This is a genomic window from Bellilinea caldifistulae, from assembly GCF_001306055.1.
Taxonomy (GTDB): Bacteria; Chloroflexota; Anaerolineae; order Anaerolineales; family Anaerolineaceae; genus Bellilinea; species Bellilinea caldifistulae.
Map to the genome: position 1 here is coordinate 15,853 of NZ_LGHJ01000014.1, position 12,236 is coordinate 28,088.

The following is a 12,236-nucleotide window of genomic DNA, read 5'->3' on the forward strand; positions in this document are numbered from 1 at the left end:
TCAGGAGGCGAGGGAAACATGCGGTTAAAGGATAAGGTGTGTCTGATAACGGGAGGCGCAGCCGGAATCGGGAAAGCCACAGCCCAGCGTTTTGCTGAGGAAGGGGCCATTGTGGTGATTTGCGATGTCAACCGTGAAGCCGGCGAAGCCCTGGTAAAGGAGCTTGGGGAACCAGCCTGCTTTTACGCGGTCAATGTCGCCGACCGGGCTGAGGTGCAGGCCTGGGTTGACGACGTGGTGCGTCGTTTTGGGCGGGTAGATGTGCTGGTCAACAATGCCGGTATCACCCGCGATGCGCTCTTCGTCAAGGTCAAAGACGGTGAACTGGTTAAGCAGATGGAAGAAAGCGCCTTTGATCAGGTGATTGACATCAACCTCAAAGGGGTCTTCAATTGCGCCCAGGCAGTTGCTCCGTTCATGATTCGGCAGGGCGGTGGCGTGATCCTCAATGCCTCTTCGGTGGTGGGTCTGTACGGCAACGTCGGTCAGACCAATTATGTTGCCACCAAAGCCGGGGTGATTGGGATGACGAAGGTGTGGGCGCGGGAATTGGGACGGTACAATATCCGTGTCAATGCGGTGGCACCCGGTTTCATTGCCACCGAAATGGTGCAAAAGATGCCCGAAGAGATCTTAGCCGGTATGAAAGCCAAGACCCCGCTTGGCCGGCTGGGAGATCCGCGCGATATTGCCAATGCCTATCTCTGGCTGGCCAGTGATGAGGCCAGTTTTGTGCATGGCGCCACCATCAGTGTGGATGGCGGTATTGTGATGGGTACATAAAGCCCATCCATTCTTTGAAAAGGAGGTTGAAAAAGGATATGTCTCGATTTGCTACCATCATTGGAACGGGTCACTATCTGCCGCCAATTGAACGCCCTAACCGGGAAATGCGCGAGCGTTTCGGCGAAGTGATTGATAAGTTCGAAGCCTCGTCTGGCATTACCACCCGCTGGTACGCCCCGGATGACTGGGTAACCTCGGATCTGGCGGTAGAAGCTGCGCGGGAGGCATTGAAAGACGCCGGCATCCAGGCCGAGGATCTGGACATGATCATTCTGGGCACCGACAGCCCCGACTACATTACCCCGGCCACCTCGGTGGTCGTTCAGCACAAATTGGGGGCCGTCAAGGCCGGCACATTTGATATTGGATGTGCGTGTGCGTCGTTTCCTACCGGCCTGAACATCGCTGCCGGATTGCTGGCAACCTCTTACCAGATGAAATATGTGCTGGTGGTGGGTGCTTATATGATGCACAAATTGTGCGACTGGCAAAATGATGTGATGTCCTTCTTCTACGGCGATGGGGCCGGTGCCGCGGTATTGACCTATTCGGATAAGCCGGGTTTCATCAGCTCAACCTTCTTTGCGGATGGTTCTTACCACAAACATTGGGGAATTTACTCCGGTGGCACCTACGAACCGGCAACGGTGGAAAGTGTGCAGGCCGGCCGAACGCAGGTGCGCTTCATCACTCCCTTCCCGCCGGAGGTCAATAACGAGGGCTGGCCGAAGCGGATGCGCGAACTGGCCGCCAACGGCAATTTTGACCTGCAGGATGTGGACATGGCGCTGTACACTCAGGTGCGCCTGAACAGCATCAAACTGGTGCAGGAAACCCTCGGTCTGCCGCTGGAAAAGACCCACTGGATCATGGATAAATGGGGCTATACCGGTTCGGCTTGCATTCCAATGGTGTTTGATGACGCCCGTAAACAGGGCAAGATCAAATCCGGCGATCTGGTGACCTTTGTCGGTTCGGGGGTGGGCTACAATCAGGCCGGTTCAGCCTTCATTATGCCCTGATGGCAGGAGGAGTATGAATCCCGCTGAAGTCTATAAAAGTAAATTGATCTCCATCCCCGAGGCGGTCAGCCTTGTTCAATCTCACCAGACGATTGGGGTGGCGATTGCTGCTTCGGAGCCGCCAGGATTGTTGAGCGAATTGGGCAATCACAAGGATCGCCTGGAAGATGTGACGGTGTGGGTGTGCCTGCCCTTACGGGCGTATGAATATGCTACCAACCCGGAGATGGCTGGCCACTTCTTTGTGGAAAACTGGTTTTATGGCGCGCCGGATCGCAAAGTTCACCCGCAGGGGCGCATGTCTTACATCCCCAATAATCTGCACCGTGCCTCGACCGATAAATTGCTTGCCAGTGGCGGCAAAGTCAACATCTTTTGGGGAACGGCTACCCCGCCTGACTCGCGCGGCTATCTTTCGCTTTCTCTGGGGCTGGTTATCGAAAAACAATTGATGGAAGCCGCCGATCTGGTCGTTTTGGAAATCAACGAAAACCTGCCGTATACCCTCGGCGATACGCAGGTGCACATTTCGGAAGTGGATTATGTTGTAGAAAACCATGTGCCGTTGTTTGAACTGCCTCCTGCTCCGCCAAGCGAAGCCGAACAGGCGATTGGCGGTTATATTGCCGATTTGATTCAAGACGGTTCCACGCTACAACTGGGCATCGGCGGCATCCCCAATGCCATTACTCCCTTCCTGATGAACCGCCGGGATCTGGGCATTCATACCGAGATGTTTACAGATGGCATGGTGGATTTGTACGAAGCCGGGGTGGTGACTAACCGCCGAAAAACGCTCTGGAAAGGCAAAATGGTGGGGGCATTTGCGCTGGGCACCCGCAAGCTGTATGACTTTGTGGATCGCAATCTGGGGGTGGAGTTTCAGCAGGGCAAAGTGACCAACGATCCGTTTGTGATTGGCCAGAACTACCGCATGATCAGTGTCAATACCGCCTTGCAGGTAGATTTGTTCGGACAGGTCTGCTCGCAAAGCATCGGTTATCGCCATTTCAGCGGAACGGGCGGACAACTGGACACGCACCGCGGCGCACAGCTTTCCCCCGGTGGACGCGGAATCATTGCCCTGCGCTCCACAGCGCGGGATGGACAGATTTCGACGATTGTACCCATCCTCTCGGAAGGCGCCGAAGTGACTGTGCCCAGTCAGGATGTGGATACGATTGTGACCGAGTACGGGGTGGCCGAACTACGCGGGCGCTGTGTGCGCGATCGCATGGAAGCCCTGATACGGATTGCCCACCCCGACTTTCGCGAGTGGCTGCGCGAGGAAGCCCACCGGCTGGGGATTGTCCCCCGCCTGGTTGTGCCGGGGGTGCGCCTTGCTGAACAAGAAGCCAGACCATCATCCGATTCATAAACAGGAGGAAATCATGAACATGCCTCAACCTCTACCGGGTGTAACGTCGCAGATGATTCAAACCCCGCGCCTGAACCTGCACGTTTTGACAAGCGGAGATGCGGCCGGTGTACCGGTGATCTTTCTGCATGGGAATTTTTCGGCTGCTCTTTACTGGGAGGAGACCATGCTGGCTCTGCCGGCCGGTTTTCGGGCAATTGCTCCGGATTTGCGCGGTTACGGCTGGACAGAAGATGTGCTGATCAATTCGACCCGCGGTTACCGGGACTGGTGCGATGACCTCGCGGCTTTGATGGATGTGCTGGGTGTGGAAAAGGCGCATCTGGTGGGCTGGTCAATGGGTGCGGGCATCATTTACCGGTTTATCGGTGATTTTCCTGCCCGCGTACTGAGCGCAACCCTCATTTGTCCGGTTTCACCGTACGGTTTTGGCGGCACCAAGGGAGTAGAAGGTACGCCGTTGTTTGAGGATCATGCCGGCTCCGGCGGTGGAGTGGTCAATCAGGAATTTGTCAAGCGCATTCAGGCACAAGACCGTTCCAGTGATGACCCCAACTCCCCACGAAATATCATCAACGCCTTTTATTATGTGCCGCCCTTCCGCGCCGCACGGGAGGAGGAATTTCTGACCGCATCCTTGATGGAAAAAACCGGCCCAGACCGTTATCCGGGAGATTTCGTTCCCTCGCCCAACTGGCCGTTCGTGGCGCCAGGGGTGCACGGGCCGGTCAATTGCTGGTCATTGAAATATCTCAAGGCGGATGTACCGGACCTGCTGGCTGCTCAGCCAAAACCGCCTGTGCTGTGGGTGCGTGGTAGCCACGACCTGATTGTTTCGGACACCTCGTTTTTCGATATTGCCAATCTAGGCAAACTGGGGTACGTACCCGGCTGGCCGGGTGATGAGGTGGCGCCACCTCAGCCCATGTTGCAGCAAACCCGCGCTGTTCTTGAAAAATACGCGGCTGCCGGGGGGGCCTATGAGGAGCATGTCATCGAAAATACCGCCCACAGCCCGCACATCGAAAAACCGGATGTGTTTAATGCATTGTTCCACGAATTCTTGAAGAAAGCCTGAAGGAGAAATTTTTATGAGCCAACGGAAATTAGGGCGAGGTGTGGCCGTTGTGGGTGCCGGCATGAGCAAGTTCGGCTGTTACAACGGCATGGCCACACGGGATATCTTTGTTGAGGCTTATCGCGAAATGCTGTCCTCGGTTGACCGGGGTTTTGATCCGCATGACATTGAAGCCGTTTACATCGGCAACTACTCCGGCGATCTGTTTGAGGGTCAGGCGCACATGGCTCCACTGATGACCGATTGGGTGGGGCTTGCTCCTCGACCGGCAACCCGGGTCGAGGATGCCTGCGCCAGCGGATCGGCGGCTCTGCGGCAAGGGATGCTGGCGGTGGCTTCCGGTTTGTACGATATGGTGATGGTTGGCGGGGTGGAGAAGATGAGTGAGCTGCCCACCGAGCGGGTAACCGATACGCTGGCAACCGCCTCGGATGTGATTTATGAGGCGGCGGTTGGTTTTACCTTCCCGGCGTTATATGCAGCCATGGCAACTGCTTACCTGCACGAATATGGGGCCGACCCGGAAGTTTTTTTGCAGGTGGGTTACAAGAACCATGAACATGGCGCTCTGAACCCCAAAGCCCAATTCGGGCAGCGTATTCAGGAAATCATGGAAGCGCGCAAAGCCAGTGCAGCCCGCAAAGGTCTGCCCATTCCGGAGTGGAAAGATGAGTTTGAGTTTTTACACGATCCGCGCGCCAATCCTTATATTGCCTGGCCGCTGCGGTTATACGACTGCTCACCAATTTCGGATGGGGCTGCAGTGGTCTTGCTGGTAAGTGAGGATCTTGCCCGCCGGTTCAGCGACGTACCGCTTTACATCATCGGCAGCGGGCAAGCCAGCGATGCCGCTACCCACGATCGGTCAACCCTGACCTCATTGCCGGCCGCCCGCCGGGCCGCCCGGCAGGCTTATGAGATGGCCAGAATCACCCCGCAGGATGTGGATGCGGTGGAAGTGCATGACTGCTTCACGATTGCGGAAATCATCGCCAGCGAGGATCTGGGCTTTTTTGCCCCCGGTGAGGGCTGGAAGGCAGCCGAGGACGGGGTGACTTCGTTGAAGGGAAATCGTCCGATCAACTCTTCCGGTGGATTGAAATCCAAGGGTCATCCGGTCGGGGCTTCGGGTGTGGGGCAGGTAGTGGAGATCTGGCATCAATTGCGCGGCGAAGCGGGTGAGCGGCAGATTCCCGGCAGCCCCGCCATTGGTTTAACCCACAATGTCGGCGGCACCGGCCAGACCTGTGTGGTGAACATCTTTGAACGGAGATGAGTGGATGAGCGAAAACGGAGTGTATACCCATCAATTTTCTGAACATCTGGCGCAGCAGCATTTGACCGGTTCGCGGTGTAAAAAATGCGGGAGGCGGTTTTTCCCGCCGCGCATTTGGTGCCCGGATTGTCAGCAAAACGATCTGGAAGCCAGCGAATTTTCCGGAAGGGGCAAACTGGCTGCATTTACGGTGGTGTACGTTGCCCCAACAGCCATGCTGGCTGCCGGTTATGACCGCAAAAATCCCTATTGTGTGGGGGTGGTAGAGTTAGAAGAAGGGGAACGCATCCCTGCCCAGATATTCGGTGTGGATGTTCATCACCCGGAAACGATCAAAATAGGGGCTCCGCTTAAGGCGGTTTTTGTGGAACGCGGTGATGGAGAAGGAAAAAAAGTCGTGTTAGGTTTTGAGGCGTTGGAGTGAGTGACTCTCGCTGTTCTGCATCATCTTCAAAGGCAGCCAATGGAAACTGACTTGCCGGATCCATCCAATCGCCGTCATCTTCAACCGGAGTGGAGCGTGGGAAAGCGCGCCGCGTTGGTCAAGACAATTCAGCCGGCCGATCTGGAAAATTATGCCCGCCTGATGCGAGCAGATCGCGAGACAATCGAGAAGGTGGAACACTCTGAGAGTGATCAAGAAGAGCGCACCGCAGTGCCCACCATGTTCCTCGGCGGATTAATCGGCGCAGCCATCCAGCAATATTTTTGTGAATCCGGTTCAATGTGCCTGAATCAGTATCTCGAATTCATCGCACCAGCGTACACTGGTGATACTGTGACGGCCGTCCTGGAGGTTGATCACGTGCAGACTGACCGTCCCATCCTTAGGTTGAAAACAGCCTGTACCAATCAAAACGGGCAAGCGTTGGTTACCGGTCAGGCTGTCATTCTCATGCCACAAGGAGGTGAGCCGCGATCGAAAAGTTAACCTGAATTGCGGGCTTCTACCGTTGGGTAGACCAAGTCTAAAAGATTTCCCAATTCAATTCATCCGAAGGAGAAGAAAATGAAAAGGTTGTTGACCATTTTGACTGTGTTGATCCTGGCTTCTTTGGTGCTGGGCGCCTGCGTGCAGCAGGTTACACCCACCGCCGAGCCAACCCAGCCGCCTGCCCCGACTCAGGCACCGCCCCCCACCCAGGCTCCGACCAAGGCTCCAGAACCGGTGCAAACCGAAGAACCAGTGGTGGAGCTCGGCCCGGTGCTGAAGATTGGGCAGATCGGCCAGCTTTCCGGTGCGCTGGCACTGTATGGTTTACAACAAACGCGCGGCTTTGAACTGGGGCTGGAATACGCCTCTGGCGGAAAGACAGATGAAGCCGGCCGCTATATCATTGCTAATCGTCCGGTGGAAGTGCTGGTGCGCGATGATGAAGGCAATCCCGAAAAAGCGGTACAACTGGCACGCGAACTGATCGAAAAAGACGGTGTCGAGATCATTCAGGGACCCTCCAGCTCGGCTTCGGCAGCGGCGCTGACCACGGTTGCACTGGAAAACAAGATCATCCTGATGGTTGACCCGGCTGCCTCGGCTTTCATTACCGGTCAGTACTTCAATCCATATGTCTTCCGCACCTCGCGAACCAACTACGATGATGTGCTGGTGATTGCCAAGTACCTGGTTGAGAATGTTGGTTCAAAATTTGCCCACATTGGCATTGATAACGCATTTGGACGCGGCTCCGGTGCGGCGCTGGCTTACGCGGTGGCGCAATACGGCGGCGAGGTGATTGCCGACATTTACGCTCCACTGGAAACCACCGACTTTACCCCCTACATCCAACAAGCGATGGATTCAGGTGCGGACTGCCTGTTCCTGACCTGGGCTGGCACCGGCTATGTGACCCTCTTCCAGCAGTTAGGTGACCTCGGCGCATTGGATCAGATGCAGGTTGCTACCGGCTTTGGCGATAACGCCTCCTTTGCGGCAGTTTACGGTGCGGCGGTGGGGCAAATCGGGTTGAATGTCTACCACTACACCGCTGCCAATACCGAAATCAACAAGTGGCTGACCGAAAAGCACCTTGAAAAATACAACGAACCGCCCGATTTGTTCACGGCCGGCGGTATGGCTTCGGCACTGGCGCTGGCGGCTGCACTGGAAAAGACCGGCGGTGATGCTTCCGGCGATGCGATGATCCCGGCGCTGGAAGGCTTGAAATTTGAAGGCCCGAAAGGTACTTACTACATTCGGCCAGAAGATCATGTCTGCCTGCAGCCGATGAACATCCTCAAACTGGTGGACATCAACCCGCCGCTGGATGACAAGGGCCGCCCGACCTATAAATTCTTCGAGACGGTTTACGTGACCAAATACGATGAACTGGCAGTGCCCTGCACGCTGACCGGAGAGTACGAATCGCGCTGCGGTGACCTGCCGCGCCCGTAAGTATGATCAAGTGGGATGGCTTGGCTCTCGATGGCTGCCATCCCACCAGATTGACAAGTGGTGGCAGCCGTTGGGTGAAAGGCGGCTGTCACCCCTCCCTGTTGATTAATCTTTTTTGAGAAGCGAAAGGGACCTTCCATGACCGTTGAAGGGGAGATCCTCCTTGAGGCCAGAAGTTTACGGAAAGAATTTGGCGGACTGGTCGCCGTGGATGATGTCAACATCCAGATCCGCGAGCGTACCTTGCACTCGATCATTGGGCCGAACGGCGCCGGTAAAACCACGCTGTTTAATCTGCTTAGCGGGATGATGCGTCCCACCCGCGGGCAGGTATATTATCGCGGACGGGACATTACCAACCTGCCGCCGCATCGGATTGCCCATTTGGGAATTGGACGTTCTTTTCAAATTACCAACATCTTCCCGAATCTGACTGTTTTGGAAAATATCCGGCTGGCAGCCCAGGCACTGGGCAAAGATAATTTCCGTTTGTTCCGTCCGGCGGGTAGTTTTCGGCAATATGAAGAAAAGGCTTATGCTGTCGTCAAGCGGGTTGGCTTGCAAGGACGTGAATTTGACCTTGCCCTCAACCTCCCCCATGGCGATAAACGCAAACTGGAATTGGGCATTATGCTGGCAGGCGAGCCGCAATTGCTGCTGCTGGATGAACCCACCGCCGGTATGTCTTCTGAACAGGTGCCGGCTCTGCTGGAAATCATTCATTCCATCATGGCGGATGGCGATAAAACCATTGTGCTGGTGGAACACCGTATGGACATGGTGATGAGTATTTCGGATCGGATCACCGTCATGCATCAGGGACAGATTCTGGCAGAAGGCACGCCGCAGGAAATTGCCCGCAATCAAACTGTACAGAGCGCTTATCTGGGGGAATTGTACGGGGATTTGGCCGCTGATCTGGAGGACAAAGATGGGCAACGATAATATCCTCGAAGTTGAATCCATCCACACCTTCATCGGTCAGTTTCATATTTTGGAGGGGGTCTCTTTGCAGGTGCCGCGCAGCAGCATTACCGTTTTGCTGGGCCGCAACGGCGCCGGTAAGACGACCACGCTCAAATCCATTTTGGGCCTGACCCCGCCGAGACACGGCGTAGTACGTTTTGATGGGCAGGAGATTCAGGGCAAACCTGCTTACGAAATTGCTGCCATGGGAATCGGCTATGTGCCGGAGCATCGCGCTATCTTCCGCAATTTGAGCGTTGCCGAAAACTTGAAGATCGCCGAGCGGAAAAAGGGCGATCTTGACCGGAAGGCCGACTTCATCTTCAGCCTGTTCCCCGACCTGAAACGCCTTTACCGCTTGCCGGGCAATCACCTTTCGGGCGGCCAGCAGCAAATGCTGGCGGTGGCGCGGGCACTGGTTGCCGATAATCAATTGCTGCTGATTGATGAACCCAGTGAAGGGCTGGCACCGATCCTGATCGAACAAATGATGGAGACAATCCGTAATTTGAGCGCGACAACGACTGTACTGCTGGTGGAACAGAACTTTATCATGGCCAGTCAGTTGGCAGAAAATTATTATATTCTGGACGATGGGAAAACCGTGCATCAGGGGAAGATGGCTGATCTGGTGCAGGACAAGGAATTAATACACCGCATGTTGGGAACGGCCGTGCGCAGCGGAGGTGCGGGATGATGCGGAATAATTTCTTCCGGGATAATGCTGCTCTGCTGGGTGTGGTGGTGATTCTCGCCGTGCTGGGAGTGGTGGGGTACACCAGCATGGGGCAGACCGCCTTTGTCCGCACGACGCTTTCTGGTTTAACGCTTGGCGCCTTGTTTTTCATGGTGGCTGCTGGCCTGACGCTGATTTTTGGACTGATGGATGTGCTGAACTTTGCGCATGGCGCCATGTTCATGCTGGGGGCTTATCTGGGCTGGCAGTTCTTTACCAACCCCACCTTTTTATTTGGGCTGGCGCCGCTGATTCTGGCGCTGCTGGCGCCCCTGTTTGGCTGGTTGTTTGCCAGGCTGGAAATACCGGAAGCGCTCCAAAAATCGGCACCGAGTCTCTTGGGCCTGGCCGGTGTGGTGGTTGTATTTCTGGCTGTTCGCGGGCTGGATATCCTCGATCTGGCTAAGACGGCTATGGTGGCGACCATGACAGCCGCTGACCCGTTGGCCGAGGCGACCCCGCAGGAAGCCTTGAGCATTTTCTGGTTGAGGACTGCCGGAATGTTCATCGCCGGGGCCCTGCTGGCAATGGCAACTTCCCGGCCGGGGGACAAAACCCGCACCGTTCACACCGATCAGGTGCGGCGAGCTTTGATTGGCGCGGGCGTATTGCTCGTTTTCACCATTGTGGCAACGCTTTTTCGCGAGGCTGCACCCCGCGCGGTTTTGCTGTGGGATGCCAACTTGCGCTTCTTTGCGGCGCTGCTGGTTGGGGCATTGCTGGGGGCGGGGATCGGTGGCGCCATTGAAGTGACTCTGATTCGTCCTCTGTACGTGCGCCCGATTTATCAGGTGATTGTCACGCTTGGGTTGGCCTATGTCCTGCGCGAGGTGATTCAACTGCTCTGGCAGCCGCTGGCTTATCAAATGAGCCGACCGCCGCTCTTTTCGCAGCCCGGTAAAGCCGAAAATATCTTTGAGTGGTTTCGCACCAACTCGGTTACCGTGGATGTGCTGGGCGTGACTTTTCCCAGTTATCGGCTGTTCATCATCCTGCTGGGGGTGTTGATGCTGGTGGCGCTGGCCCTGTTGATGAACTACACCCGCCTGGGTATGATCATCCGGGCGGGGGTGCAGGATCGTCAAATGGTCGAAGCGCTGGGAATTAATGTCCAGCGGGTGTTCACGCTGGTATTCATGTTGGGGGCTGGTCTGGCGGCACTCGGCGGCATTGGTGCAGCGCCCTTCATCCCGGTGCAGCCGAATATGGGAGATGCCTTCCAGTTACAGGCCTTTATTGTGGTGGTGATCGGTGGGATGGGCAGTTACGGCGGTGCAGCCATTGGGGCGTTGTTATTGGGACTGGCGCGGGCGTTTGGGGACTATCTGGCGCTCAAATACAGTCTTTCTCCGGCAATTGCGGAAGCCTCGACGGTGATCATCATGGCGATTGTGCTGTTGGTGCGGCCGGCGGGCCTGTTCGGGAGAAAGGAGTGATCCATGGCAACCACCAAAACCGAAACCCAGAACCTCTCTCTCAAACGCGAATCTCCGCTCAACCGCTTGCGAAAGGAATGGGCCGGCGTGTTAATTTTGCTGCTGCTGGCAGCTTTCCCATTTTTGTTCGCGTGGTTCAGCGGCACATCCGTTACCGACGGCCCCAGTCGCTTCTGGCAGGGGCTGATGATCACTTTCTTCATTATGGCGGTGTACGCCATGAGCTACGATTTGTTGATCGGCTACACCGGCATCCTCTCCTTCGGTCACGCCGCCTTTTTTGGCGGAGGCGCTTACACGATGGCGTTGTGGCTGACCCACGCTGTACCGGTCATTTCCAGCCGTTACCGCATCACCCTTCCGGGTGGGGCAAATATTACCGAGGTGGTGCTTTTTGTGGCGGGTATTCTACTGGTAGTGCTGGTGGTGACTCTGCTGGGGCTGTTGTTCAGCGCAGCCTCGGCCCGTGTGCGGGGGGTTTACTTTGCCATGATCTCCCTGGCCATGGCGGAGGCGCTCCACATTCTTTCCAAGGCAACCGATTTTGTGCGCTGGACGGGTGCGGACGAGGGTCTGCATGGTGTTCCTGTGCCAGCGTGGATTAACCCCACCCAAAACCGGTTGCTGTTTTATTTTGTAGCATTGGCGTTTGCCTTGATCATGTATCTGCTGGTGCGTCGGATTGTCGATTCGCCAGCCGGGCGGGTGTTTGTTGCCATTCGTGAGAACGAATCGCGTGTCCGAATGATAGGCTATAATCCGGTGGTTTTTCGCTCCATTGCCTTTGTGACGGCAGCCGTCATCGCCGGGCTGGCGGGGGCGCTGTTTTCTTTGTGGAATATGTCGGCTACCCCGACCATGACCGGAGCGATTATGACCATCAACGCCCTGATCATGACCATTCTTGGCGGTATCGGTACGCTGGTTGGGCCGATCCTTGGCGCGGGCTTGATGCAAATTGTCGGGCAGTTCTTCTATCAGTGGTTTGGTCCGCGCTGGCCGCTGGTGTTTGGCCTGATTTTCATTGCGCTGGTCATTTTCCTGCCGTATGGCGTGATCGGCACATGGCGGCAGAAGCGATATGCATGGAAGCGCGCCATCCAAAAAATGTTTGGTAAAGGCTGAAGCGCTGGAAACGATCAACCCACTCTCTCCCCTTGCCGTTC

12 protein-coding genes are annotated in these 12,236 nt (G+C 56.0%); all 12 read left to right on the top strand.

Annotation, left to right across the window (positions count from 1 at the left end; genetic code table 11):
- Positions 1-18: 18 nt before the first annotated feature.
- The 12 genes from fabG to AC812_RS08545 all read left to right on the top strand — a co-directional run bounded on the left by fabG (position 19) and on the right by AC812_RS08545 (position 12,195).
- On the top strand, positions 19-783 hold the full coding sequence (gene fabG / locus AC812_RS08490) for a 3-oxoacyl-ACP reductase FabG (RefSeq protein ID WP_061913855.1): 765 nt from the start codon (positions 19-21) through the stop codon (positions 781-783).
- Positions 784-821: 38 nt separating this feature from the next.
- A complete protein-coding gene (locus tag AC812_RS08495; protein WP_061913857.1) occupies positions 822-1,808 on the top strand; it encodes a 3-oxoacyl-ACP synthase III family protein in 987 nt (328 codons plus the stop codon).
- Between the two features lie 13 nt (positions 1,809-1,821).
- Complete coding sequence (locus tag AC812_RS08500; RefSeq protein WP_082148939.1) at positions 1,822-3,186, top strand: acetyl-CoA hydrolase/transferase family protein; 1,365 nt, start codon at positions 1,822-1,824, stop codon at positions 3,184-3,186.
- A 13-nt stretch (positions 3,187-3,199) separates the two neighbouring features.
- Positions 3,200-4,264, top strand: coding sequence for an alpha/beta fold hydrolase (locus tag AC812_RS08505; RefSeq protein WP_061913859.1), 1,065 nt, complete (start codon positions 3,200-3,202; stop codon positions 4,262-4,264).
- 13 nt (positions 4,265-4,277) lie between these two features.
- On the top strand, positions 4,278-5,540 hold the full coding sequence (locus AC812_RS08510) for a thiolase C-terminal domain-containing protein (RefSeq protein ID WP_061913861.1): 1,263 nt from the start codon (positions 4,278-4,280) through the stop codon (positions 5,538-5,540).
- Positions 5,541-5,544: 4 nt separating this feature from the next.
- The gene (locus AC812_RS08515) at positions 5,545-5,964 is read left to right on the top strand and encodes a Zn-ribbon domain-containing OB-fold protein (RefSeq protein ID WP_061913863.1); all 420 of its coding nucleotides are present in this window, start codon (positions 5,545-5,547) and stop codon (positions 5,962-5,964) included.
- A 39-nt stretch (positions 5,965-6,003) separates the two neighbouring features.
- Positions 6,004-6,471, top strand: coding sequence for a hotdog family protein (locus tag AC812_RS08520; protein WP_062158868.1), 468 nt, complete (start codon positions 6,004-6,006; stop codon positions 6,469-6,471).
- A gap of 78 nt (positions 6,472-6,549) precedes the next feature.
- Complete coding sequence (locus tag AC812_RS08525; protein ID WP_061913867.1) at positions 6,550-7,932, top strand: substrate-binding domain-containing protein; 1,383 nt, start codon at positions 6,550-6,552, stop codon at positions 7,930-7,932.
- Positions 7,933-8,070: 138 nt separating this feature from the next.
- Complete coding sequence (locus AC812_RS08530) at positions 8,071-8,877, top strand: ABC transporter ATP-binding protein (RefSeq protein WP_061913869.1); 807 nt, start codon at positions 8,071-8,073, stop codon at positions 8,875-8,877.
- Entirely contained in the window at positions 8,864-9,595 is a 732-nt protein-coding gene (locus AC812_RS08535; protein ID WP_061913871.1) for an ABC transporter ATP-binding protein, read from the top strand. Before AC812_RS08530 ends, AC812_RS08535 begins: the two co-directional genes overlap by 14 nt.
- Complete coding sequence (locus AC812_RS08540; protein WP_061913873.1) at positions 9,592-11,070, top strand: branched-chain amino acid ABC transporter permease; 1,479 nt, start codon at positions 9,592-9,594, stop codon at positions 11,068-11,070. The genes AC812_RS08535 and AC812_RS08540 overlap by 4 nt, the downstream gene beginning before the upstream one ends.
- A gap of 3 nt (positions 11,071-11,073) precedes the next feature.
- Positions 11,074-12,195 (top strand): branched-chain amino acid ABC transporter permease, encoded by a 1,122-nt coding sequence (locus AC812_RS08545; RefSeq protein WP_061913875.1) that lies wholly within the window; start codon positions 11,074-11,076, stop codon positions 12,193-12,195.
- Positions 12,196-12,236: the final 41 nt, after the last annotated feature.